This is a genomic window from Cryobacterium sp. MP_M3, assembly GCF_015752155.1.
In the GTDB taxonomy this organism is placed as follows: Bacteria; Actinomycetota; Actinomycetes; order Actinomycetales; family Microbacteriaceae; genus Cryobacterium.
In genome coordinates, this window is sequence record NZ_JADOVI010000004.1 from 85,910 (window position 1) to 109,507 (window position 23,598).

Annotated in this window: 24 protein-coding genes and 1 tRNA gene; 9 read left to right on the forward strand and 16 right to left on the reverse strand. The window is 70.2% G+C overall.

The window, feature by feature from the left end; all coding sequences use genetic code 11:
- Positions 1-21 precede the first annotated feature (21 nt).
- From IWX89_RS06525 to IWX89_RS06535, 3 genes are all read right to left on the reverse strand, one after another.
- Positions 22-738 carry a maleylpyruvate isomerase family mycothiol-dependent enzyme gene (locus IWX89_RS06525; RefSeq protein ID WP_196902747.1) on the reverse strand — a complete coding sequence of 239 codons (717 nt, stop codon included), beginning with the start codon at positions 736-738 and terminating at the stop codon, positions 22-24.
- A 111-nt stretch (positions 739-849) separates the two neighbouring features.
- Positions 850-926: transfer RNA gene (locus tag IWX89_RS06530), tRNA-Met, on the reverse strand.
- 175 nt (positions 927-1,101) lie between these two features.
- On the reverse strand, positions 1,102-3,996 hold the full coding sequence (locus IWX89_RS06535; protein ID WP_196902748.1) for a UPF0182 family protein: 2,895 nt from the start codon (positions 3,994-3,996) through the stop codon (positions 1,102-1,104).
- Positions 3,997-4,267: 271 nt separating this feature from the next.
- Between IWX89_RS06535 and IWX89_RS06540 the strand changes: the two genes are divergently transcribed.
- The gene (locus tag IWX89_RS06540; RefSeq protein ID WP_196902749.1) at positions 4,268-4,456 is read left to right on the forward strand and encodes a hypothetical protein; all 189 of its coding nucleotides are present in this window, start codon (positions 4,268-4,270) and stop codon (positions 4,454-4,456) included.
- A 68-nt stretch (positions 4,457-4,524) separates the two neighbouring features.
- On the opposite strand, the gene IWX89_RS18990 is transcribed toward IWX89_RS06540, so the two are convergent.
- Positions 4,525-5,643 (reverse strand): PDZ domain-containing protein, encoded by a 1,119-nt coding sequence (locus tag IWX89_RS18990; protein WP_196902750.1) that lies wholly within the window; start codon positions 5,641-5,643, stop codon positions 4,525-4,527.
- Positions 5,644-5,767: 124 nt separating this feature from the next.
- Here IWX89_RS18990 and IWX89_RS06550 point away from each other — a divergent pair, with 124 nt between their 5' ends.
- Positions 5,768-7,129 carry a zinc-dependent metalloprotease gene (locus tag IWX89_RS06550; RefSeq protein ID WP_374220493.1) on the forward strand — a complete coding sequence of 454 codons (1,362 nt, stop codon included), beginning with the start codon at positions 5,768-5,770 and terminating at the stop codon, positions 7,127-7,129.
- Positions 7,130-7,203: 74 nt separating this feature from the next.
- Here the strand turns inward: IWX89_RS06550 and IWX89_RS06555 are convergent, their stop codons facing one another.
- From IWX89_RS06555 to IWX89_RS06570, 4 genes are read right to left on the reverse strand one after another with little or no spacing between them, the layout of a single operon-like run.
- Positions 7,204-8,067 carry an aldehyde dehydrogenase family protein gene (locus IWX89_RS06555; protein WP_196902751.1) on the reverse strand — a complete coding sequence of 288 codons (864 nt, stop codon included), beginning with the start codon at positions 8,065-8,067 and terminating at the stop codon, positions 7,204-7,206.
- The gene (locus tag IWX89_RS06560) at positions 8,064-9,596 is read right to left on the reverse strand and encodes an aldehyde dehydrogenase family protein (RefSeq protein ID WP_196902752.1); all 1,533 of its coding nucleotides are present in this window, start codon (positions 9,594-9,596) and stop codon (positions 8,064-8,066) included. Before IWX89_RS06560 ends, IWX89_RS06555 begins: the two co-directional genes overlap by 4 nt.
- Before the next feature lie 11 nt (positions 9,597-9,607).
- Positions 9,608-10,627: a deoxyribose-phosphate aldolase gene (deoC, locus tag IWX89_RS06565; RefSeq protein ID WP_231382975.1), complete on the reverse strand. Its 1,020-nt coding sequence runs from the start codon at positions 10,625-10,627 to the stop codon at positions 9,608-9,610.
- Positions 10,628-10,652: 25 nt separating this feature from the next.
- Positions 10,653-11,603, reverse strand: coding sequence for a sugar-binding transcriptional regulator (locus IWX89_RS06570; protein ID WP_196902753.1), 951 nt, complete (start codon positions 11,601-11,603; stop codon positions 10,653-10,655).
- A 123-nt stretch (positions 11,604-11,726) separates the two neighbouring features.
- On the opposite strand from IWX89_RS06570, the gene IWX89_RS06575 reads away from it, so the two are divergent.
- Entirely contained in the window at positions 11,727-12,659 is a 933-nt protein-coding gene (locus tag IWX89_RS06575; protein ID WP_196902754.1) for an ROK family protein, read from the forward strand.
- A gap of 31 nt (positions 12,660-12,690) precedes the next feature.
- Here the strand turns inward: IWX89_RS06575 and IWX89_RS06580 are convergent, their stop codons facing one another.
- Positions 12,691-13,272, reverse strand: coding sequence for a TetR/AcrR family transcriptional regulator (locus IWX89_RS06580; protein WP_196902755.1), 582 nt, complete (start codon positions 13,270-13,272; stop codon positions 12,691-12,693).
- Positions 13,273-13,385: 113 nt separating this feature from the next.
- Here IWX89_RS06580 and IWX89_RS06585 point away from each other — a divergent pair, with 113 nt between their 5' ends.
- Positions 13,386-15,068 carry an MFS transporter gene (locus tag IWX89_RS06585; RefSeq protein WP_307836451.1) on the forward strand — a complete coding sequence of 561 codons (1,683 nt, stop codon included), beginning with the start codon at positions 13,386-13,388 and terminating at the stop codon, positions 15,066-15,068.
- A 25-nt stretch (positions 15,069-15,093) separates the two neighbouring features.
- Here the strand turns inward: IWX89_RS06585 and IWX89_RS06590 are convergent, their stop codons facing one another.
- Positions 15,094-15,237, reverse strand: coding sequence for a hypothetical protein (locus IWX89_RS06590; protein ID WP_196902756.1), 144 nt, complete (start codon positions 15,235-15,237; stop codon positions 15,094-15,096).
- Here IWX89_RS06590 and IWX89_RS06595 point away from each other — a divergent pair.
- The gene (locus IWX89_RS06595; RefSeq protein ID WP_196902757.1) at positions 15,236-15,913 is read left to right on the forward strand and encodes a maleylpyruvate isomerase family mycothiol-dependent enzyme; all 678 of its coding nucleotides are present in this window, start codon (positions 15,236-15,238) and stop codon (positions 15,911-15,913) included. The two genes, IWX89_RS06590 and IWX89_RS06595, sit on opposite strands and share 2 nt — an antisense overlap.
- Positions 15,914-16,092: 179 nt before the next feature.
- On the opposite strand, the gene IWX89_RS06600 is transcribed toward IWX89_RS06595, so the two are convergent.
- The 4 genes from IWX89_RS06600 to truB are packed head-to-tail and all read right to left on the reverse strand — an operon-like array spanning position 16,093 to position 18,824.
- Positions 16,093-17,022: a bifunctional riboflavin kinase/FAD synthetase gene (locus tag IWX89_RS06600; protein WP_196902758.1), complete on the reverse strand. Its 930-nt coding sequence runs from the start codon at positions 17,020-17,022 to the stop codon at positions 16,093-16,095.
- Positions 17,019-17,462 carry a hypothetical protein gene (locus tag IWX89_RS06605; RefSeq protein ID WP_196902759.1) on the reverse strand — a complete coding sequence of 148 codons (444 nt, stop codon included), beginning with the start codon at positions 17,460-17,462 and terminating at the stop codon, positions 17,019-17,021. Before IWX89_RS06605 ends, IWX89_RS06600 begins: the two co-directional genes overlap by 4 nt.
- A 37-nt stretch (positions 17,463-17,499) precedes the next feature.
- Positions 17,500-17,868 carry a hypothetical protein gene (locus tag IWX89_RS06610; RefSeq protein WP_196902760.1) on the reverse strand — a complete coding sequence of 123 codons (369 nt, stop codon included), beginning with the start codon at positions 17,866-17,868 and terminating at the stop codon, positions 17,500-17,502.
- Positions 17,865-18,824, reverse strand: coding sequence for a tRNA pseudouridine(55) synthase TruB (gene truB / locus IWX89_RS06615; protein ID WP_196902922.1), 960 nt, complete (start codon positions 18,822-18,824; stop codon positions 17,865-17,867). Before truB ends, IWX89_RS06610 begins: the two co-directional genes overlap by 4 nt.
- A 117-nt stretch (positions 18,825-18,941) precedes the next feature.
- Between truB and IWX89_RS06620 the strand changes: the two genes are divergently transcribed.
- A complete protein-coding gene (locus tag IWX89_RS06620) occupies positions 18,942-19,949 on the forward strand; it encodes a ketopantoate reductase family protein (protein ID WP_196902761.1) in 1,008 nt (335 codons plus the stop codon).
- A 37-nt stretch (positions 19,950-19,986) separates the two neighbouring features.
- Here the strand turns inward: IWX89_RS06620 and IWX89_RS06625 are convergent, their stop codons facing one another.
- Positions 19,987-20,667: a uridine kinase gene (locus IWX89_RS06625; protein WP_231382976.1), complete on the reverse strand. Its 681-nt coding sequence runs from the start codon at positions 20,665-20,667 to the stop codon at positions 19,987-19,989.
- A gap of 23 nt (positions 20,668-20,690) precedes the next feature.
- Between IWX89_RS06625 and IWX89_RS06630 the strand changes: the two genes are divergently transcribed.
- The 3 genes from IWX89_RS06630 to IWX89_RS06640 all read left to right on the forward strand — a co-directional run bounded on the left by IWX89_RS06630 (position 20,691) and on the right by IWX89_RS06640 (position 22,962).
- The gene (locus IWX89_RS06630) at positions 20,691-21,584 is read left to right on the forward strand and encodes an A/G-specific adenine glycosylase (protein WP_307836452.1); all 894 of its coding nucleotides are present in this window, start codon (positions 20,691-20,693) and stop codon (positions 21,582-21,584) included.
- Positions 21,585-21,661: 77 nt separating this feature from the next.
- The gene (locus tag IWX89_RS06635; RefSeq protein ID WP_196902764.1) at positions 21,662-22,471 is read left to right on the forward strand and encodes a thymidylate synthase; all 810 of its coding nucleotides are present in this window, start codon (positions 21,662-21,664) and stop codon (positions 22,469-22,471) included.
- Positions 22,468-22,962, forward strand: a complete 495-nt coding sequence (locus IWX89_RS06640) for a dihydrofolate reductase (RefSeq protein WP_196902765.1) — start codon at positions 22,468-22,470, stop codon at positions 22,960-22,962. The genes IWX89_RS06635 and IWX89_RS06640 overlap by 4 nt, the downstream gene beginning before the upstream one ends.
- A 22-nt stretch (positions 22,963-22,984) precedes the next feature.
- On the opposite strand, the gene rbfA is transcribed toward IWX89_RS06640, so the two are convergent.
- On the reverse strand, positions 22,985-23,485 hold the full coding sequence (gene rbfA / locus IWX89_RS06645) for a 30S ribosome-binding factor RbfA (RefSeq protein ID WP_196902766.1): 501 nt from the start codon (positions 23,483-23,485) through the stop codon (positions 22,985-22,987).
- Positions 23,486-23,598 lie beyond the last annotated feature (113 nt).

Genomic DNA, 23,598 nt, shown 5'->3' on the forward strand with positions numbered 1-23,598 from the left:
GGCCGTTCTTTGTGCCGGCGTTCAGAGCCAGCGCGGCGGCGCGGGGATGTCCCCCGCGCCGGAGGACACTCCCCGGGTGCCTCTGCCGGCGGCCCAGGCGGTGAGGGCGGCGAGGGAGCCGCTGAGCTGCACCTCCGCATCCGCCGCCCCCCTGGAGGCGCTCTCGGAATCGGTGGGCGTCAGACGGATGCCCGGTTCACCCCTGGCCTGCCAGGCCCCGGTGATGTCGCCGAGGATGCGCTCGAGCACCGGTACCGGAATGTCCTGGAACGAGGCGCCCGCGTTCAGGTCGACGGCGTGGATCCAGACCTCCCGGGTGCGCATCCACAGCGTTTCCGACACGGGGACCATGGCGCCCTGGCCGTTCCGCACCGGATAGTCCCACCGGGATTCTGGCAAGTCACCCCAGCACGCGGCAAGGTGGGCCGCCGAGTCGCCGAAGAGCCGCCGCAGCGCGTCGGGGGCGAGCAGGGCGCCCTCCCTGATCTCGGTGTTGCGCACCTCCGCAGAGGCGTACATCGGCGTCTCAACGCCGGTGGAGGCCCACTGCGCCAGTCGGCCGAGGGCGAGGGCGTTGCAGCCGACGTGGGCCACGACGTGCGCGCGGCTCCAGCCGGGAAGCAGGGACTCCCCCGCCAGCGCACCGTCGGGAAGGGCGTCGAGCCCGCGGCGGAAGAACTCGGTGCCGAGGCCGGCCGCCTGCACCGTGGCGGTCGGGTCAGACTGACGCTGAGGCATGCGACTCTCCCTGGATCACTGGAGGATCCGGTTGACCGCCCCGCGCCCCATCCTCGCAGGAGTGGCCGGGAACGAGAAAACCCCCGGAATCGCGAGGATTCCGGGGGTTATTGGTTGCGGGGGCAGGATTTGAACCTACGACCTCTGGGTTATGAGCCCAGCGAGCTACCGAACTGCTCCACCCCGCGCTACAAGTACAAATTTACCACAGCCTCGCGAACCGGCCGACCACGGCCCCCGTTTTCACGGGCGCCGCTCTCACCGGCCCAGACGCCGAAACGCGGGTGCCGTCCCGCTTCGCCGGTGGGAGATCCACCGGCGGAGCGGCACGGCACCCGCGCGTGGCGGATGGTGCCTGCCGGGCTAGCCCAGCAGCGCCAGCATGCTGGCGATGGTGTCGGCCAGCTTCTTGTCCGCGGCACCGTAGGCGGCGAAGTCGCCGGCGGACAGCGCCGCCTGCTTGTCGCTGAGCGCCTGCTTGGCGACGGCCAGGAGCGACTTGAGCTCGGCATCCTTCGCCGGGTCGCCGGTCGACGTCGGCGGCGTGGTCGTTCCGGTGGTCGGCGGGGTCGTCGTGGTCGGCGGCACGCTGGTGTCGCCGGCGTTGGCACCGGAGTCACCGCCGAAGAGCACGTCGAGCGCCTTGTCGAGGGTGTCCTCGAACGCGATCTGGTCGCCGAACGCCACGAGCACTTTCTGCAGCAGCGGGTAGCTGGTCTCACCGGTCGACTGCACGTAGACGGGCTGCACGTACAGCAGTCCCCCGCCGACGGGCAGTGTGAGCAGGTTGCCGTTGAGCACCTTGGACTGGCCCTGCTTGAGCAGGTTCAGCTGGGTGGACACGGTCGGGTCGGCGTTGAACTTCGCCTGCACCTGTCCGGGACCGGGGACGGTGTCATCCTTCGGCAGGGTGAGCAGCCTGATCTTGCCGTACCCGGCGGCACGCTTGCCGTCGGTGGAACCGGCATCCGCATCAACGGCCAGGTAGCCGGTGAGCACGTTACGGCTGGTCGCGCCGGTCGCATCGGGGATGAAGGTCGAATACAGCGTGAACGCCGGCTTCTCCGACCCGGGCACCTGCATGGTGAGGTAGTACGGCGGCTGCAGGGTCGTGTTCGTCGACGGCGACACCGGGTCGTTCGGCGTGGTCCAGGCGTCGTCGACCGAGTAGAACGAACCGGGGTCGGTGACGTGGTACTTGCCGAGCACCTTGCGCTGCACCTTGAAGAGGTCCGCCGGGTAGCGCACGTGGCTCATCAGGTCGCCGCTCATGGCGCTCATCGGCTTGATCGTCGACGGGAAGATCTTCTGCCACGTCTTCAGGATCGGTTCCTGGTCGTCCCAGGCGTAGAGCGTGACCGAGCCGTCGTAGGCGTCGACAGTGGCCTTGACGGAGTTGCGCATGTAGTTGATGTTGTCGAGCGCGAACGGCTGCGGCGGCGTCTCGGTGTCGGCGATCGCGTCGCTCAGCCCGACCGGGGTCGAGTACGGGTAGCCGGCCGAGGTGGTGTAGCCGTCGACGATCCACTTCAGGCGCCCGTCGACGACCGACGGGTAGGCGTCGGAGTCGAGGGTGAGGTACGGCGCCACCTTCTGCACCCGGGTGACCGGGTCGCGGTCGTAGAGGATCTGCGATTTCTCATTGACGTCGTTGGCGAGGAAGATCTGCTCCGACTGGAACTTGAGCGCGTAGATCAGCTTGTTGAACGGGTTGTCCAGCTTCGGACCGCCGTTGCCGGTGAAGGTCGTGTAGGTCTGCTGGGCCCCCTCCGTGCCGGACGGGTAGTCGAGTTCGACCGGTTTGCTGCCCTCAGGGGCTCCCACGATCGAGTAGGTCGGCGAGCTCTCGCCGAAGTACACCCGCGGCTCGTACTTGCCGAGCGACCCGCTGCTGGGGATGCCGGACTCGAGGAACACGGGCTGGCCGTCGGCCGACCGCTGGTTGCCGTAGGCCGCCACGACGCCGTACCCGTGGGTGTAGACGATCGTCGAGTTCACCCAGGTGGCGCCGGCGTTGAGGCCCGACAGCTTGAGGTCGCGCACGGCGACCACGGTGTCCTGGGACTTCTTGTCGATCGTGTAGCGGTCGACGTCGAGGTTCGACGGAAACTGGTAGTACTGCTTGAACTGCTCGAGCTGGCTGAACGCGTCGCTGACCAGGGCCGGGTCGAGGATGCGGATGTTCGCGGTCGTCTCGGCGTCGGCGCGGAGCGCACCGGGCTCGGCCGTGGTGCTCGCGTTGTAGGGAACCTCCTCGACGTCGGCCAGGCCGTAGGCATCCCTGGTGAGGTCGATGTTGCGTTTGATATAGGGCGACTCGAGCGTCTTGGCGCTGGGGACGACCTGGAAGCGCTGCACCACCCACGGGTAGAGCGAGCCGAGCAGCAGGCTGCTCACGATCAGGAGCGCGGTGCCGATGACGGGCAGTCGCCAGCGGCCGATGACCGCCGTGACCAGGAAGAGGATGGCGACGACGGCCGCGATCCCGGCGAGGATCGCCCGTCCGGGGATGGTGGCGTTGACGTCGGTGTAGCCGGCCCCGGTGAACAGCTCGTTCGTGTCGGTGAGGGTGGAGTACTGGTCCAACCAGATGCTCACCGCCTGGAGCAGCAGGTAGAGGCTGGCGGTGACCGCGATCTGGATCCTGGCCGCACGGGCGACGAGCACGTCGCGTCCGCTCACCCGGATCGACCCGTACAGGTAGCTGGTCGCGGCGGCCACGATGGCCGCGATCAGCACGACGGCCGACGCGAAACCGAGCAGGGCCTGGAAGAAGGGCAGGTCGAAGAGGTAGAACGAGACGTCGAAACCGAACTGAGGGTCGGTCTTGCCGGTGGGGGTGCGGTTCAGCCACATCAACACGACCTGCCAGCGGGTCGCGGCGGCAACGCCGGCGAACAGGCCGAGCAGTGCCGGGACGCCGTACATCGCCAGGCGACGCAACGGCTCGATGACCTGCTGGTACCGGTCGAGCTGTGAGTTCAGCTTGGCGTAGACGGGGCGGAGCCGGTAGGCGATCTGGATGCTCACCCAGACCGGGAGGGCCATGGCGACGAAGCCGATCAGGAACAGCACCGTGCCCGCGAGCCACTGGGTGGTCAGCACGCTGAGGAAGCCGAGCTGGTCGAACCAGAGCACATCCGCGTACAGTCCGGCGAAGATGAAGAACACAATCACCAGCCCCGCGATGATCGCGGCCGTAATGGCGAGGGGGGCTCTGCTCCGTCGGGGGATGCCCGCGGATGAATTTGTGCTCACGAATTGGCCTCTTGCTCTGTCCGATAAGGGTCAACGTCTAGTCTAGACAGGGGTTTCGTTCCGTACCTGCACGTTGACCGCGAGGCTCTGAACCTCCCCGGAAGGGACGGATGCCGGTGTCTGACCCGTCGGCGGCAGTCCGCTCGGACGGCCCGGCACCTCCGGCGTATTCTGTCCGCGTGGAAACCTATACTTCGGCCGAGATGCGCGAAGCCGAACGGTCGTACCTGGCTGCGGGAGTGCCGCTGATGGAGCGGGCGGCGGCATCGGCGTGGACGACGGATCGGTTCCGGACCCCACGGTCCTGCCGGCGGATCTCACGGTGACCTTCGGCGGCTGCAAGACCGGTCTGACACTCGGACCGGCCGCAGCCCTGGCCGGCCGGATCGTCGTGGCGGACATCGGCATCCGCCCCGAGCTCGAGCGGCTCGCCGCCCGGGCGCGGCGCCTGCCCGGCTGAGGGACGGACGCCGGCCGTGGGGTCCTGCGGGGTCCTGCTGTTCGGGCCCGCCTGCTGCGGGCCCCGGATCACCCGGCCGGGCAGGTGGGCAGTTTGGACAGGTCCCCGTCGATGCGGATGGCGTCCAGCACCGCGAGCGAGTCGTCGAGCGTCTTCACCGCGAAGACCTTGAGCCCGTCGGGGATGTGCCCGGTGACCTCGTTGCAGTTGTCCGCCGGTGCCAGGAACCAGTCGACGCCGGCCGCGCTGGCGCCCTCGAGCTTCTGGCGGATGCCGCCGATCGGGCCGACCGTGCCGGCCTGGTCGATGGTTCCGGTGCCGGCGACATCCGCCCCGCCCTGGATCGCACCCGGCGTGAGCTTGTCGATGATCCCGAGGGCGAACATCATTCCGGCGCTCGGCCCGCCCACCTGGTCGAGCTGGATCTTCACGTCGAACGGGAAATCGTAGGAGGTCGTGACGTTGATTCCGACGACCACGGCGCCGCCCGTGGAGGACTTCACGGGGGCGACCTGCACGGTGAGGTTCTTGCCGTCGCGGAGGATGCCGATGCTGGCGGGAGTCTCAGTGCCGTTGGCCTTGAGGGCCTTCCGCAGCGCGGCGATGTCGGCCACCGCGGCGCCGTTGACGGACACGACCTGGTCGCCGGCCTTCATGATCCCCTGGGCCGGGGAGTCCTTGGGCAGGGAGACGACGGACACGACGGTCGGGTAGTCGTAGCCGAGGCTGGTCAGGGCCGCGGCGATGGCATCCTGTTGCGAGTTGACCATCATGGCCTGGTTTTCCTCGTCACGCTGCTTGGTCGTCACGTTCGGCGGGAAGGCTGCGTCGATCGGGATGACCGCCTGGCTGGGGTCGAGCCAGGCCGCGGCGACCTTCAGCCAGCTCGGCCGGTTATCGGGGTTTCCGACCAGCGACACCGTGAGCAGGTCGAGGCTGCCCGTGGTCGGGTAGACAGTCTCTCCGGGGATGGTGATCAGGGGCGTCTCGGTGCCGTTGTGCTTCGCCGTGCCGATCGTGTTATAGACCGGTCCCGGCTTCTCGATCACGTAGGGCGAGGGGGTCACGCCGAGGACGAGGCCGATTGTGAGGGCGACGCCGAGCACGATCCAGCCGGCCCGTCCGGCGCGGCCCGTTCGATGCGGATGTTCGCCGGACGGTGGCGCGTCATCGGTGAAAAGGGCCACCGGGTTCCTTCCAGGTTGCGTGTTCGCGACAGGCGGACACCAGACCCACCAGCGTAGGACATTTCCCAGCTCGGACAGGTGATCTCCGGATAGCGTAGAGGCACGCGACTGAGAGGTGCCTGAAGTGGCCGACGACTCACGACCCGAAGAGGGTCACAATCCTGAAGACGAGTTCCGGGACATGCTGCGCGACATCCTGTCCGGGAAGTCGTCGATCGATCCGAGCCAGCTCGCCGGGGCCGCCGGGTTGCCCAACGACCCGGCCAGCATCGCCGCGTTGATGAGCCAGCTGCAGGGTGCCCTGCGCGGCGGAGGCGACGGCGCCATCAACTGGGACATCGCGCTCAGCCAGGGCCAGGAACGGGCGGCCGCCGGGGCTCTCTCACCGACCCCGAAGGAGCGCGCGGAGCTCGACCAGGCCTTCCACATCGCGGCTCTCTGGCTGGACGAGGTGATCTCCGTGGCCGAACTCACCACCTCACCGCGCTTGATGACCCGCAAGGAATGGGTCACCGCGACCATGCCGCTCTGGATCCAGCTCGCCGAGCCGGTCGCGACCAGCATCTCCGACTCGCTGACCCGGGTGCTCACCGAACAGGCCCCCGAGGAATTGCAGGGCATGATGGCCGGCGCGAGCCAGGTCATGCGCAGCATCGGCGGCACCCTTTTCGCGATGCAGCTCGGGCAGGTCGTGGGCCAGCTCGCGAGCGAGGTCGTCTCCGGCGGCGACGTCGGGATTCCGCTGCTCAGCGACCAGCAGGCCGCCCTGCTCCCCCAGAACGTCGCCGAGTTCGGTGAGGGCCTCGACGTGCCCGCCGACCAGGTGCAGATCTACCTGGCGGTGCGCGAACTCGCGCACGCGCGGCTCTTCCGTCATTCCCGCTGGCTCCGGCTGCACCTGATCAGTTCGATCACCGACTTCGCGCGCGGGATCCACATCGATTCCAGTCGGCTCGAGGAACTGGCGGAGGGCTTCGACCCGTCCAACCCCGAGGAGTTGCGCCAGGCGATGGTGAACGGGTCGCTGATCCCGCCGAAGACCGACGCGCAACTAGCGGCACTCGACCGTCTGGAGACCATGCTCGCCCTTGTCGAGGGCTGGGTCGACGTGGTGACGATGGAGGCGACGGGGCGGCTGCCCAAGGCGGACGCGATCGCGGAAACCGTGAAGCGGCGCCGGGCCTCCGGCGGCCCCGCCGAGTCCGCCTTCTCCACCCTGGTCGGGCTGGAACTCCGGCCCCGCCGGCTGCGGGAGGCCGCCGCCATGTGGCAGGCCGTGACGGATGCGGTCGGCAACGAGGCGCGCGACCAGCTCTGGGCGCACCCCGACCTTCTGCCCACGAGCGCCGACCTCGACGATCCACAGAGCCTCGTCGCCCGGCTGACCAGTTCGGCCCAGGGCGCGGAGCCCGTGCTCGACGAGGTCGACCAGGCACTCGAGGACCTGCTGCGCGACGACAACACCGAGCGGCCGCACGAGGAGTAGCCGGGTCTCGACAAGCTCGACCACCGGACAGGCTCGACCACCGCGGTGGTCGAGCCTGTCGAGATCCTGGTGACCTAGATCAGGCCTTTTGTGTGCCAGATCGTCTTGGTCTCCGTGAACGCCACGATGCGGGCGAGCGACGGGCTCGCGGCATCCGGGCCGTTCTCCGGTTGCAGCACCCGGGTGAGGGTCTCGGCGGCGTCGATCTGCAGGTGCACCCAGTCGAGGTCACCGGCCCCGACGAGGTCGATGGCGTTCACATCGGCGTGGCTGGCCAGCCACGGCGCCATCTCGGCCGGCGAACCGGTGAGGATGTTCACGACCCCGCCGGGCACGTCGCTGGTGGCGAGCACCTCGCCGAGGCTGACCGCGGACAGCGGCATGGTCTCGTTCGCGACCACGACGACGGTGTTCCCGGCCACGAGGGCAGGGGCGACCGCGCTGACCAGCCCGAGCAGCGAACCGCCCGACTGCGGGGCGATGATCGCCACGACGCCGGTGGGTTCGGGCACGGAGATGTTGAAGTACGGCCCGGAGACCGGGTTCGCGTTTCCGGCGACCTGCACGTACTTGTCGGCCCAGCCCGCGTACCATACCCAGCGGTCGATCGCCTCGTCGACCTGGGCGGATGCCGCAGCCGTGGTCACGCCCTCGGTCTGCACGATCTCGTCGATGAACTGCACACGGCGGCCCTCGAGCAGCTCGGCGATGCGGTAGAGCACCTGTCCGCGGTTGTACGCCGTGGCACCGGCCCAGCCGCCGAGGGCCGACCGTGCCGCGACGACCGCGTCGCGGGCGTCCTTGCGGCTGGCCTTCGCGGCGTTGGCGAGGAAGTCCCCGCCGTGGGAACGGATCTCGTAGACCCGGCCGGATTCGCTGCGCGGGAACTTGCCGCCGATGTAGAGCTTGTAGGTCTTGGGAACGGCGAGGCGGGTCACTTTGCGGCCTTCTTTCGTGAGACAGGGGCCTTCGCATCGAGCTCGGGCGAGGCGGCGGAAGCCGCCGTGACGGTGCGGGCGGCGGACCGGCCGGCGGCGGGCTTGAGGTACGCGGCGAGGCCGTGGCGGCCGCCCTCGCGTCCGTAGCCGGATTCCTTGTAGCCGCCGAAAGGGCTGGCCGGGTCGAACCGGTTGAAGGTGTTCGCCCAGATCACTCCGGCACGCAGCTTGTCGGCGACGGCGAGGATGCGGCTGCCCTTCTCGGTCCAGATCCCGGCGGACAGGCCGTACGGCGTGTTGTTCGCCTTCGCGATGGCCTCGGCCGGAGTGCGGAAGGTGAGCACCGACAGCACCGGGCCGAAGACCTCGTCCCTGGCGATGCGGTGGCTGGTGGACACATTGGTGAAGATCGTCGGTGCGAACCAGAAGCCGCTGTCCGGCAGCACGCACGCCGGGCTCCAGCGTTCGCCGCCCTCCTGCTCCCCGATCTCGGTGAGCTCACGGATGCGGCGCAGCTGGTCGGCGCTGTTGATGGCGCCGATGTCGGTGTTCTTGTCGAGCGGGTCGCCGAGCCGCAGCGTCGACAGGCGCTGCTTGAGCCGGTCGATGACGTCGTCGTGGATGCTCTCCTGCACCAGCAGCCGGCTTCCCGCGCAGCAGACGTGACCCTGATTGAAGAAGATGCCGTTGACGATCCCCTCGACGGCCTGGTCGATCGGCGCATCATCGAAGACGATGTTCGCGGCCTTGCCGCCGAGTTCGAGGATGACCTTCTTGTCGGTTCCGGCGACCGAGCGGGCGATGGCCCGGCCGGCCCCGGTCGAGCCGGTGAAGGCGACCAGGTTGACGTCGGGGTGGCCGACGAGCGCCTGGCCGGTTTCCCGGCCACCGGTGACGATGTTCACGACCCCGGCGGGCAGGTCGGCCTGCTGCAGGATCTCGGCGAACAGGAGTGCGGTCAGCGAGGTGGTCTCGGCGGGCTTCAGCACGACCGTGTTCCCGGCGGCGAGGGCCGGGGCGATCTTCCACGCCAGCATCAGCAGGGGGAAGTTCCACGGGATCACCTGGGCGGCGACGCCGCGGGAGGACGGGGTCGGTCCGACGCCGGCGTGATCGAGCTTGTCGGCCCAACCCGCGTAGTAGAAGAACCACGCGGCAACCAGGGGGACGTCGACGTCGCGGCTCTCCTTGATCGGCTTGCCGTTGTCGAGGGTCTCGGCGACGGCGAGCTCGCGGGCACGTTCCTGCACGAGGCGCGCAATCCGGAAGAGGTACTTTCCGCGGTCACTGCCGGAGAGCTTCGACCAGGTGCGGTCGTAGGCGCGGCGGGCCGCGGCGACGGCGGTGTCGACATCCGCCGTATTGGCGTGCGCGATCATCGCGATCGGCTTCTCGGTGGCCGGGTTGATGGTCTGGAACGGTTCGCCGCGTCCGGCGACGAACTCGCCGTTGATGAACAGGCCGTAGTCGGAGCGGAGGTTCAGCACTGCCTGGGACTCCGGTGCCGGAGCGTAGTCAAGAAAGCTCATGGGTGATTCCCTTAGTCGATCGTCACGTAGTCGGGGCCGGAGTAGTGCCCGGTGGTCATCTTCTGGCGCTGCATCAGCACGTCGTTGAGCAGGCTCGAGGCGCCGAACCGGAACAGGCTGGGGGTGAGCCATTCCTCGCCGACGGTCTCGGCGACGGTCACGATGTACTTGATGGCGTCCTTGGAGGTGCGGATGCCGCCGGCCGGCTTGACGCCGACCCTGGCGCCGGTGAGGCGCTTCCAGTCCCGCACGACCTCGAGCATCGACAGGGTGACGGGCAGCGTCGCGGCGGGCGCCATCTTGCCGGTCGAGGTCTTGATGAAGTCGCCGCCGGCCAGGATGGCCAGCCAGGACGCACGGCGCACATTGTCGTAGGTGTTCAGCTCCCCGGTTTCGAGGATCACCTTGAGGTGGGCGTAACTTCCGTCGGCCCGCTTGCAGGCCTCTTTCACGGCGACGATCTCGTCGTAGACCTGGCCGAACCGGCCGGAGAGGAACGCGCCCCGGTCGATGACCATGTCGATCTCGTCGGCGCCCGCGGTGACGGCGTCGCCGACATCCGCGAGCTTGACGGCGAGGGATGCCCGCCCGCTCGGGAAGGCGGTGGCGACGGCCGCGACGTTGATGCCGGTGGCGGAGCCGGCGGCGTGGGAGGAGCCGAGCGCCTCCACGGCGATGGGAACCAGGTCGCCGTAGACGCAGACCGCGGCGACGCGGGGGCAGGCAGGGTCGCCCGGGTCGGGGGTGAGCGCCTTGCCGACCAGGGAGCGCACCTTGCCGGGGGTGTCGGCGCCCTCGAGGGTGGTGAGGTCGATCAGGCTGATGATCTTGTCGAGCGCCCACTTCTTCGAGCTGGTCTTCACCGAGCGCGAACCGAGGTCGGCCGCGCGCTGTTCGAGCCCGACGGCGTCGATCCCCGGGATGCCGTGCAGGTACCGGCGCAGGTTGGCGTCGGTGGCCTCGCCGCCGAGGAGAGCCAATGCACGTTCCCCGGTGTCCAGCTGGGCCATGGCCGATTGACTGCTAGTCATGAGTTGTCCTTGCGGTTTGGGTTGGTCACGCTTCATCGCCGAGGATGGCGAGCGCGGTGTCTTCGTCGGTCACCAGGACGGTGCAGAGCCCGCTGCCGACAATGGCGCGGGCGATGGCGTGCTTCGATCCGCCGGCGATCACGGCGATCGCCGTCTTCGCCTGGCGCAACTGCTCGAGCTGGATGCCCACGGTGCGCCCGTCGAGTTCCGGGTCGACGATGTTGCCGTTGCTGTCGATGTACCGGCCGACGATGTCGCCGACGGCGCCCTTGCGCACGAGTTCGGCGACCTGTTCCACGGTGAGGTAGCCGCTGTCGACCAGCGCCGAGTTCTCGTCGGCCTGTCCGGCGCTGAAGAGGTAGGCCGACGCGGCGGTGGCGAGGTTCAGCACGGCGGCGACGGCACGGTCGGACTCGATCGCCTGCTTCGTCTCGAAGCGTTCGAGGATGGCCGGGCTCGGCAACAGCGTGGCCGCGCCGGCCGCCTTGTGCGCGATGTTCACCGCGGTCGCCGCCGCGGTCCCGGCGCGACGGTTGAGGCTGACGCCGCCGTTGATCTGCACGACGTTCACCCCGTGCGCCCAGCCCTGCTTGAGGTGCAGGGCGACCTCGTGCAGGGTGCGGCCCCAGCTGATCCCGAGGGTTCGGGGCACCGGGCGGAGGCCGGTCAGATAGTCGGCGGCGGCCTGCGCGGTGCGGGACTGCAGTTCCTCGTCGCCGGCAACTCCCGCCGAGGACACCACGATCGCATCAGTCAGGCCGGTCGCCTCCCGGAGCCTGCGCTCGACGGAGAGCCGACGGGCGCGGGGGTGCACGATCTCGATCCGGATGAACCCGCTGGCCTTGGCCTGGGCGAGCAGCCGGCCCACCTTCCACCGGGTCAGACGGAGGAGGGTGCCGATCTCGTCCTGCGTCTTGTTCTCCTCGTAGTACAGCTCAGCGGCACGAATTGACAGCAGTTCGTCAGTGTCGATCACTCTGGTGCGCTCCATCCGATTTGGGACCAGCCTAGGATGCCGGCCCGCCCCGATCAACATCTGTTTGGAATCTTGCTCATCTGAGCACTCGGGCGAACGGATGTCACGTTCTAGGCTCGGATCATGTCCCCTACCTACGCGCTCGCCGTCGACCTCGGAGGCACCAAGGTCGAGGCCGCACTGGTCGACGACCACGGTGCCGTCCTCGCATCCAGCCGGCATCGCTCCCCGACCGGACCGACAGCCACGAGCGAGCAACTCGCCGACGCGGTCGGGTCGGTCGTCGGCCGGGCCCTCGCCGGGTTGCCGGCCGGGTCGGACCTCGCCGGCGCCGGAATCGGCAGCGCCGGGCCGATCGCCGTGGCCGACGGCGCCGTCTCGCCGCTGAATCTCCCCGCCTGGCGCGGGTATCCACTCCGGGACCTGGTCGAACGGCTGGTGCCGGATGTCCCGGTGCGGGTGCGACTGGACGGCCTGTGCATCACACTGGCCGAGCACTGGCTCGGGGCAGGACAGGGCGTTGACAGCCTGATGGGCATGGTGGTGTCCACCGGCGTCGGCGGCGGGCTCATCCTCGGCGGCACCACGGTGTCGGGGCCGAGCGGCAACGCCGGCCACATCGGCCACATCGAGGTCGGCGGTTTCGACGACCGGTGCGCCTGCGGCGGGATCGGCTGCCTGGAGGCCGTCGCATCCGGCCCCCGCACCGTGGCCTGGGCCAGGACCCAGGGCTGGTCCGGCACGACCGGCGAGGAGCTCTCGGCCTCCTACGCCGACGGCGACCCGGTCGCCATGGCCGCCGTGCGCCGCGCCGGCCGCGCGATCGGCCAGGCCATCGCCTCGGCCACCAACCTCGTCGACCTGGACGTCGTCGCCATCGGCGGCGGATTCTCGCACGTGACGCCCGACCTGTTCGGCTTCGTGCGCGCGGCCGTGGACGAACGAACGGTCTTCGAGTTCGCGCGGCGGGTGCGGGTGGTGCCGTCCGCTCTCTCCGGGGACGGCCCGCTGATCGGTGCCGCCGCCCTCATTCACCGGGCCGCCCTCGTCACCTGATCCTCCTGGCGCGTCAACGGCGGCCGACTGCCTACGGTCGGGGCGCCACGGCGAAGCGAACCAGCGCGAGCGTGTGCTCCGTGACCAGGTCGAGGGACGCTCCCGTGTCGATCGCGCCCATCGCTGCCTCGATCACTCCGGCCAGCAGCCGAGCGGTGAGCTGCAGCTCAGGCACCTCCAGCTCGTCCAGCGCCGCCAGGAACGGGGCCGCCTGCTCTCGGTGCAGTTCCCCCAGCCTGGCCAGGCACTCGACGGGAAGCTGCGCCGCGGCCAGCGCCGCGGCCGGGCGGTGCGCACCTTCGGCGGCCAGGCGCAGCGTCTCGCGCACGTAGGTCTCAAGTCTCCGTTCCGGCCCGGCCACACCGTCGAGCGCGGTCCGCAGCGACTCATTGGCACGCGGGAACGCGTCCTCGATCACCGCGGCCAGGATGTCGGCCCCGGAGGAGAAGTACTGGTAGACGCCGGGCCGGGACAGCCCGGCGGCCGCACCGACGGCCGCGGGAGTCACGGCGCTCACTCCCCCGGTGACAAGGAGCTCGGTGGCGGCGCGGAGCAGCGCCTCCCGCTGGCGCAGTCGATGCTCAGCGACACTCGGCGCTGCGATCTTCGGCATGGCATCCCCTCGCCCGGCAGTTCCGCCGGATGATCCAGTGTACGAGCCACTCCCTGCGGGGCCTATGATACTGACAGACCTGTCAGCAAGACCGAGAGAAGCGGAAGACCATCGTGACCGACGCACGCCAGGGCACCACACTGAATCCGAAGCGGTGGAAGGCCATGCCGATCATCGCCCTGGCCGTGTCCGTGATCATCATGGACGCGACCGTCGTGAACGTCGTGCTCCCCGTCCTCATCAGGGACATCAACCTGACCGCCTCCGACGCCGAGTGGGTCAACTCGGTCTACGCCCTGGTCTTCGCGGCGCTGCTGATCACCGTCGGCCGGATCGGGGACATCTTCGGCCGGCGGCGCCTCCTCATCGTGGGCATCGTCGTGTTCGGCGTCGCGAGCCTGCTGGCGTCGCTGTCCGACTCCGCCACGACGCTGATCGCGGCCAGGCTGCTGCAGGGCGCCGGCGGCGCCATGATCCTTCCGGCCACCCTCTCGACGATCAACGCCCTGTTCACGGGGCGGGAACGCGGGATCGCCTTCGCGATCTGGGGCTCGACCATCGGCGGGATGGCGGCCGTCGGACCGCTCGTCGGCGGCTGGCTGACGACCGACTTCAGCTGGCGCTGGGCCTTCCTGATCAACATCCCGATCACGATCATCGTGCTGGTCGGCGCCCTGCTCTGGGTGCCGGAGACCAAGGACCCGCACGCCGAACGCGGTGCGGATGCCCCGGGCGTGGTGCTGTCGATCCTCGGCCTCGGCGCCGTGGTCTTCGGGTTGATCGAAGGCCAGCGATACGGCTGGTGGACCACCACCGAGCCGCTCACACTCGGCGGTTTCAGCTGGTCCTGGTCGGTGTCGCCCGTGCCGGTGGCCTTCGCGCTCGGCGTCGCCATGCTCACCGCCTTCCTGCTCGTCGAGCGCTCTCGGGCCCGCTCGCACAGGCCGGCGCTGCTCGACCTGACCCTGTTCGGCATCCGCAGTTTCCGCTACGGCAGCATCGCAGCGCTGGTCGTCGCCCTCGGCGAATTCGGCATGCTCTTCGCCCTGCCCTTGTTCCTGCAGGGCGCGCTCGGCTACACCGCCCTGGACACCGGGCTGCTCATCCTCGCCCTCGCGGTGGGCACGTTCCTCATCTCGGGCGGCACACCACAGCTCACCCGCCGGCTCGGCGGTCGCTCCGTCGTTCGGATCGGCCTGCTCCTCGAAGCCGTCGCCATCACCGGCCTGGGCCTGAGCATCAGCCTCACCGCCAACGGCTGGGTCCTGGCGGCCTGGCTCTTCGTCTACGGCTCCGGGGTCGGCATGGCCACGGCGCAGCTGACCAGCGTGATCCTCGCCGACGTGCCGGTCAGCCAGAGCGGGCAGGCGTCGGGGCTGCAGAGCACCGTGCGGCAGCTGGGGTCGGCGCTCGGAATCGCCCTGCTCGGCACGCTGCTGGTCTCCACGCTCGCCACGGCCACCACTGACAATCTCCGCTCGGTGCCGGGCCTCGACATTGCCGCCCAGCAGCAGATCGTGGGCATCGTCAAGGGTTCGGCCGGGGCGGCCATCCCTGAACTCGGTGCGCTGCCGAACGGAGCCGCCGCCCAGGCCGCAGCCGAGACGGCGATGGTCGGGGCAGCCCGGATCACCACCCTCAGCGCGGCCGGCATCATCCTGCTCGGCCTGCTCGCCACCATCGCCCTTCCTGCGATGCGCCGGGACGACGAGGACGCGGCTGCCGAGGCCGCCGCGACCGGCACGGTGAGCGGCAGCGCGACCGCTACTGCGACCGGCACTGGGCTGGTTCCCTGAGGCCGGCGGCTCCGGCCGGCCTCGGTCAGCGTGTCGCGCGCAAATCGTCCTCGAGCAGGTGCGGGCGGGAGATCACAGCGCCGGCCAGGCCGATCGAGAGGCCGGTCGCGATCAGGAACTCTGCCGGTGCGGGGTGTCGATCACCGGGCAAGTCTAGGCTGGACACCATGCCGGAATTCGCGAAGTACCTTCCATTCAGTCAACGTCCGGCCGTCGATGAGTCAGGGGCCGGTTCCGATTGGAGCACGCCGCTCGCGGAGACTTTGACGGCCGTCGCCGATCTCCTGGCCGGGCTGAGCTCCGAACAGTGGGAGGCTCCGAGCCTGTGCGGCGAGTGGCGGGTGCGCGATGTCGCCGGCCACCTGGTCTGGCGGCTCGGCGTCACAAACACGGAGTTGGTGCGCAGCCTGGGCCGCGCGATGCTGGACGGTCGGTTCCTGAACCCGAACCGAGGAATCGATGTGCTCAGCCGGGCCGCGGCGGAGGCGGAGCCGGCAGCGCTCGTCGGCGCGTTGCGCCGGATCGCCGCCGACCGGCTGGCGGGTGTCGGCCGCCATGGCGTCACCGAGTTGACGGAGGCCGTCGTGCACGGCTTCGACATCGCCCGCGCGCTGAACCTCCCCTTGCCGGTGGCGCCGACCGTGACCGGAGCGGTGGCGCTCCGCCGCGCGCTGATCGCGCCCACCCCGGTGAAGGCCGTTCTGCGCCGGCGCACCCTGGTCGCAACGGATGCGCTCTGGCGCGTCGGCCGGGGATCGCCGTTCGAGGGCACAGCCGAAAACATCGTGCTGTTCCTGTTCGGCCGGGAGGGCTTCACGCCGGGCGGGCGGCGCGCCTCGGCTTAGGCCCGGTGCCTGATCTCGACAAGCTCGATCACCGGCGGACCGGACGGGACCTGACCGCGCCCGTTTCCGCAGGGCGCGCCCGCGGGCGCGGGCGCGCCCTGCCGGAACCGGCGCGGCGACGGCAGTCGAGCCGATCGAGAACTGGTGCCTTGATCCCGACAGCCGCGAACGGCGGCGGCTCAGGACAGCAGGTGGCGCACGCGTTCGACGTCGTCGCGCATCTGCACGATCAACGGCTCGATCCCAGTGAAGGCGACCATGCCCCGAATCCGCTCGACGAACGACACGTCCACGACGTGGTCGTAGAGGTCGATCTCCCGGTCGAGCACATAGGCCTCGACCTGCTTCTGGGCCACACCGTCGAAGGTGGGGTTGTTGCCCACCGAGATCGCCGCCGGGTAGCGCACGCCGGCATCCGTCAGCCAGCCGGCGTAGACGCCGTCGGCCGGGATGAGCCCCTCGGACTCCGGCGACAGGTTCGCGGTCGGGAAGCCGAGTTCCCGGCCCCTGGCCGCGCCGTGCACGACCTCGCCGCGAACGGTCGGCACGTGGCCGAGCAGGCCGGTGGCCGCGAGCACGTCGCCGTGGGAGAGCAACTCCCGGATCCAGGTCGACGACACCCGGCGAATGCTGTCGGGCTTCACATCGTCGATGAGGCGCACGTCGAACCCGTCCGAGGCGCCGAGACGCTGGAGCAGGTGCACGTCGCCGGCGGCGCGGGCGCCGAACCGGAAGTCCCGGCCGACGAGGACGTGCCTGGCGTGCAGGCCGTTGACGAGCACGGAGTCGATGAACTCCTCTGCCGGGAGGGCGGCGAGCGTCTCGTTGAACTCGAGCACGAGCACGGCGTCGACGCCGGTCTCGCCGAGGAGGTTCAGTTTCTGCTCGGTGCTGATCAGGGCCTGAGGGCATTCGTGCGGCGCCAGGAGGGCGAGCGGATGCCGGTCGAAGGTGGCCACGACCGAGGCCAGCCCCTCGGCGTCGGCGAGGGCCTTCAACTCGGCGATGACGGCACGGTGGCCGGCGTGCACGCCGTCGAACTTGCCGATGCTCACGGCGGAGGCCGGCCAATCGGCCGGGATCTCGCCGAGTCCCCTGATGATCCTCATGCGCGGCCCGGAGCCCGGCGGGCGAGCCACCACATGCCCAGCAGCGGAAGAACCAGGGGCACAAAGCCGTAGCCTCGCCCGAACACCGACCACACGGTCTTGTGCTGGAACAGCGCGGGATCGACGAGGCTGAGCGTGCCGATCACGAGCACACCGAGCAGTTCGAAGCCGATCGTGATCCAGGCGACCCGGTACCAGCCGCGCCCGCTCCGGACGAGGGCGATCGTGGCGACGATGTAGACGACCGCGGCGAGGGCGGACAGGGAGTAAGAAAGTGGAGCGTCCGCGAAACTCTCCGCGATCTGCACGAACGACCGGCCGGTGGCGGCGAGCGCCAGGAGGCCGTACACGGCGATCAGCACCCGGCCGATGCCGGTCACCCGGCGGGTCGGGGCATCCACGGCGGTCTTCACGTCGGCGTCGTTCTGGGGTCCAGTCATGGCTTCGTAATTATCGCAGCATCCGGTGAACGCTTTCTCACAGGCCCTGCACCGTCCAGATCTGCAGCATCCGGTAGAGCATGACGGCGACGGCCAGGCAGGCCGCGCCGAGGATGACCGTGCTCCACCGGCTGCGCTCGATCAAGGCCCAGATCGCCGCGGCGACGGGCACCAGGAGCGCGCTGACCAGGTAGGTGTAGAACTCGAGCAGGCTCCCGCTGGCGGTGTTGCCCGTGAACGGGGCGACGATCGCCACGACGAGTTGCGCAAGGAGGAGCAGTTCGACGAGGGCGGCCGCTCCCATCGACAGGTCGGTGGGCTTGCGGCCGAGCAGCCCGAGGGCGATGCAGAGCAGGCCGCCGCCGACGGCGACCGCGACCTGGGCCCAGGTGAACCACTCGATCACGCGGCACCGTCCGTGCCGGGAGGGGTCGCCGCCGAAGCGGCGGAGGCCGGTGCCTCGTCCGACGGGAAGTTGACGAGGGACTTGGCCTGTCCGCCGCGGAACTCGACCAGGCCGACCAGCCGCCCGTCGGGGGCGATGGCCGCGACCGGTCCGGCCTGGCTGCGGTCCTGGCCGGCGCCGACGTCGATGCGCTTGCCGTGGCCGAGGTCGATGGTCTGCTGCTCGGTGAGGTCGAGCCGGCCGAGGATGCGCGTCGCCGCCGCCGCCGGTCCGATCAGGGCCCTGGCCACGTCGAGTTCGGCCAGGGGACCGGCCTCGTCGATGCGGAACGGGCCGATCCGGGTGCGGCGGAGACTGGTGAGGTGCCCGCCGACGCCGAGATCGGCGCCGAGGTCGCGGGCGAGGGCACGGATGTAGGTGCCGGACGAGCATTCCACCCGCACCGCGAGGTCGAGGAACCCGTCGACGGAGGTCGCCTCGAGCAGCTCGAACGCACTCACCGTCACCGGGCGGGACGGGAGGTCGACGGCCTCACCGGCGCGCACGCGTGCGTAGGCGCGCACTCCGTCGACCTTGATGGCGCTGACGGCGCTCGGCTGCTGGTTGATCGCGCCGGTGAGCGCCCGGATCCCGGCGGCGACGGCCTCGGTCGTGATCGCGGCGACGGTGCCGGCGGGGGCTCGGCCGACCTCCTCGCCCTCGGCGTCGTCCGTCGTGGTCGCGGCGCCCAGCCTGATCGTGGCGAGGTATTCCTTGTCCAGGCCGACGACATAGGTGAGCAGCCGGGTCGAACTGTTGATACCCAGGATGAGGAGTCCGGTGGCCATCGGGTCGAGCGTGCCGGCGTGGCCGACCTTGCGCGTACCGGCGAGGCGACGGGTGCGGGCGACGGCGTCGTGGCTGGTCCAGCCCTGCGGTTTGTCGATGAGCACCAGCCCGCTGGCGGAGCCGCTCATCCGCTGGGGCCGAGCCTGCGGCCCGTTGTCTGGCTGCCCGGAATCGTCGCTCACCTAGTCATGGTAGCCGCCAATCCGGCGGCGCTCCACCCACACGGCGCGACCTAGGCTGGGGCCATGAAGATCGCGGTAATCGGAACGGGCGCCCTCGGCGGCACCTTCGCCACCCTGCTGGCCCGGGCCGGTCATGACGTGACAGTGACGGCGCGCGGGGCCGGGCTGGCCGCCATCCGGGCCGACGGCATCCGTCTCAGCGGCGGTTTCGGCGAGGCGCACGCCCGCCCGACGGCCCTGGAACGCCTCGTGGAAACGCCCGAGCTGACCCTGGTCTGCACCAAGGCGCAGGATGCCGCCGCCGCCATCGCCGACAACGCGGCCGTTCTCGACGGCTCCCCCGTGATCGTCGTGCAGAACGGTCTCGACGGGGTGGCCACGGCGTCCCGGCTGCTGCCGCGCTCGGAATGCTTCGGCGCCCTGTCGATCATCGCCGCGAACTACACGTCGCCCGGCCGGGTTACCATCACCACCCCGGCACCGACCTACCTCGGCCGGGGCTCCGGCCCCGCCGACGCCCAGGCCGCCCGGTGGCGGCACGTGCTGGCCGAGGCCGTGCCCACGAAGGTGATCGACAACTTCGTCGGGGCGCAGTGGACGAAGCTGGTCGTGAACATGCTCAATTCGCTGCCGGCCGTCACCGGCCTCAGCGTGCAGGAGGTCGTCGACCACCCCGGCCTCCGCCGGGTGCTGACCGCCAGCATGCGCGAGACCGTGCGGGTGGGGATGAGCCGCGGGGTGCGGTTCGGAGCCCTGCAAGGACTCGGCGACGCCCGGCTGCGCCTGTTCTCCCGGTTGCCGCTGGCGGTGGGCCAGGTGCTGCCCCGGATGATGCGGGCGCGGATGGGTGATGTGCCGAACCTCGGCTCCACCCTGCAGAGCCTCCGGCGCGGCCAGCGCACCGAGATTGATTTCCTGAACGGGGCCGTCGTGCGAGAGGCCGGGCCGGCCGGGCTGGCCTCTCCGGTGAATGTGCTGCTCACGGCGCTGGTGCACGAGGTCGAGGCTTCGGGCGCCGCGCTGACGCCGGCCGAGGTCTGCGCACGCTTCGATGCGCTGTCGCTGCGCTGAACCGCCGCCCGTCCGTCCGCCCGTCCGCCCGCGGAGCTCAGCAGCTGTCGAAGAACCTGCGCTGCGGCCGGGCCGGGTCGGTGAGGTCGACGACGGCGGCGGCCCGGCTGCGCGGTCGCACCTCGGTGCGGTAGAGCCGGTCGGCCTGGGCCTGCTCGGCGGCGCGATCGGCCGGGCCGTCCACCTCGCCGGCGTCATCGCTCGGGACGACGCTGAGGGTGTCCGCGGCCTCGTCCGCCGTTTCGACGAGCACGCTGTACTGCCAGAGGTCGCGCAGCTCCGCACGGTTCAGGTAGTCGCCGTCGATGACGAGGGTGGCGTCGGCTGGCCCGGTCAGCCAGGTCGGTTCGATCCAGGTGTCCCGGTCGGGGTCGAACGCCCGGGTCACGAAACCGGTGCTTCCGCCCATCCGGAACGGGTCGAGCAGCACCCGGCGCAGCAGCGAGAAGTCGTAGAGGTGCCGGAAGAGCCGTTCAGGAGACTCGGGGCCGAACCGTTCCTGCTCGGCCCGTGACCGCCGGAAGTTGGCCAGCGACGCACGGAATGCCGGGTGCTCGCGCTCGATCAGCACGGCGGCCAGGTCGTCGGCGAACGCCGTGCGGGCCGCGTCGTCCGTGCCGTCCACGGCCACGACCGTGCGCCCGCGCCCGTAGAGTCCGAGGATCTCTGAGGCGAGGTCGCGGAGGAATTCGGTCCGGGGTGTGGAGACAAGCTTCATGGATCGACCCTAGGTTAGAAAGCGTGAAGGTCACAGCCCAGGCGAAACGCATCGTCCCCGCGATCACGGCCTGGTTCAGGGCCAACGGCCGGGACCTCCCCTGGCGACGCGACGGCTTCACGGCCTGGGGCACCCTGGTCAGCGAGTTCATGCTGCAGCAGACCCCGGTCAGCCGGGTCATCCCCCGGCTGGAGGACTGGCTCGAACGCTGGCCGACACCGGCCGATCTCGCCGCCGTGCCGCCCGGCGAGGCCGTGCGCGCCTGGGCGAGCCTCGGCTACCCGCGGCGCGCCCTCTGGCTGCACGCCGCGGCGGTGGAGATCACCCGGCGCCACGACGGCGTCGTCCCGGAGGACGTCGACGCCCTGCTGGCACTCACCGGGGTCGGCGACTACACCGCGCGGGCCGTTGCCGCCTTCGCCTACGGCCACCGGCATCCGGTCGTCGACACCAATACCCGCCGGGTGATCGCCCGCGCGGTCGGCGGCCAGGCCGAGCCCGCACCGCCTTCCCGCACCCGGGACCTCGACGCGATGAGCGCGCTGCTCCCGGCGGACCGTGCCGAGGCTGCCGCGTTCAATGCCGCGATCATGGAACTCGGGGCCGTGGTCTGCACGGCCCGGAATCCCCGGTGCGACGCCTGCCCGATCCGGGATGACTGCGCGTGGGTGGGCGCCGGATCCCCCGCCTACGACGGGCCGCGCAAGGCCGTGCAGAAGAAGTTCGAGGGCAGCGACCGGCAGGTGCGAGGCCTGGTGATGGCCGAGCTCCGGGCCACCCACCGCCCCGTGACCGACGCCGAGATCGACGGCCTGTGGCCGGATGCGCCCCAGCGCCGGCGCGCGCTGGCCGGCCTGCTCTCCGACGGGCTCGCGGTGCGGCACGGCGACGACGGCTACACCCTGCCGCACGAGTGACCGTCCGGCCGGAATCCGCGCGCGTCGACCGCGCCGGCGTGCGGCGATTCGGCCGGGAAGACCGTACGATCGTAGCGATGACTGCTTCGATCCCGACTCCGTATGAAGACCTCCTCCGCGACACCCTCGCCAACGGGACGGCCAAGGCCGACCGCACCGGCACGGGCACCAGGAGCGTCTTCGGCCGCCAGCTGCGCTTCGACCTGGCCGCCGGTTTCCCGCTGGTCACGACGAAGCGGGTGCACTTCCCGTCGATCGCCTACGAACTGCTCTGGTTCCTCCGCGGCGACGGCAACGTGAACTGGCTCCGCGACCACGGCGTGACCATCTGGAACGAGTGGGCCGACGCGAACGGCGACCTAGGCCCGGTCTACGGCGTGCAGTGGCGATCCTGGCCGACGGCATCCGGCGAGAGCATCGACCAGCTCGCCCAGGTCATCGACACGCTCCGCACCGACCCCGACTCGCGCCGGATGATCGTCTCGGCCTGGAATGTGGCGGACATCCCGAAGATGGCCCTGGCACCCTGCCACGCCCTGTTCCAGTTCTACGTCGCCGACGGCAAGCTCTCCTGCCAGCTGTACCAGCGCAGCGCCGACCTGTTCCTCGGCGTGCCGTTCAACATCGCCAGCTACGCGCTGCTGACCCAGCTCGTGGCGGCCCAGGCCGGGCTGGAGCTCGGTGAGTTCGTCTGGACCGGCGGGGACTGCCACATCTACGACAACCACGTCGCCCAGGTCACCGAGCAGCTGACCCGCAGCGCCTTCCCCGCGCCGACCCTGCGCATCCAGACCCCGCGGGACAGCCTGTTCGATTACACCTTCGAGGACCTGGTCCTGGAGAACTACCAGCACCACCCGGCGATCAAGGGCCAGGTCGCGGTATGACCCTCGGGCTGATCTGGGCCGAGAGCAGCAACGGGATCATCGGGTTCGACGGTGCGATGCCGTGGCACCTCCCCGAGGATCTCGCCCATTTCAAGGCGTTGACCAACGGAGGCGCCGTGCTGATGGGACGGCGAACCTGGGACTCGCTCCCGCCCCGGTTCCGCCCGTTGCCCGGCCGCACCAACATCGTGATCACCCGCCAGCCCGGATGGACGGCGGATGGCGCACTGGTGGCGCACTCCGTCGATGACGCCCTGGCCCTCGTGACCGGCGCCGACGCCTGGGTGATCGGCGGCCGGGAGATCTTCGCGCTCACGATCGGCGCTGCAGACGTGCTCGAGATCACCGAGATCAACGCCGACTACACCGGAGACACGGATGCGCCGGCCATCCCGGCGGGCTGGCGGCGGGCCGACGTCGACCCCGGGCAGGGCTGGCACACCTCGCGAACGGGCATCGAGTACCGGTTCGTGCGCTACCTGGCCGAGTAGGCCGGGTCGCCGCCGGTCGCGGCTAGTTCGCCGGGTCCTCGGTGTGCGCGTGGGCGGCCGGAGCCTCGTCCTCGTCGTCCTCGTCTTCGTCATCCTCGTCGTATTCGCGGGGCTTGACGTACGGGTCCTCGTCGCCGGCGTACTTGGCCGTGCGGGCGAGTTCGCCGACCTCGGTGTCGCGCTCGCGCGCCTCCCGGAGCAGATCGTCGATCAACGCGGCGTTCTCGGGGATGGCGTCGGCGATGAATTCGAGGGATGGCGTGAGCCTGGCCGTGATGTTCTTGCCGACCTCGCTGCGCAGCATCCCGGTTGCCGCCTTGAGGGCTGCGGCGCTGTCGGCGCGTTCCTCGGCGTTGCCGTAGACGGTGTAGAACACCGAGGCGTGCTGCAGGTCGCCGGTCACCTTCACATCCGTGATCGTCACGAATCCGAGCCGCGGGTCACGCAGTCCGCGTTCGAGCCGCTTGGCCACGATGACCTTGATGCGGTCGGCCATCTTCCTGGCGCGTGCCGGATCTGCCATGACTAACTCCCTGTTCCGTGCGACGATTCGCCGCTCATCATTTGCTGACGGCCACCGCGGTGACCGCCCAATTCTCCGCGAAACGCTGTTCGCAGCGCGACTCCCCTGGCAGG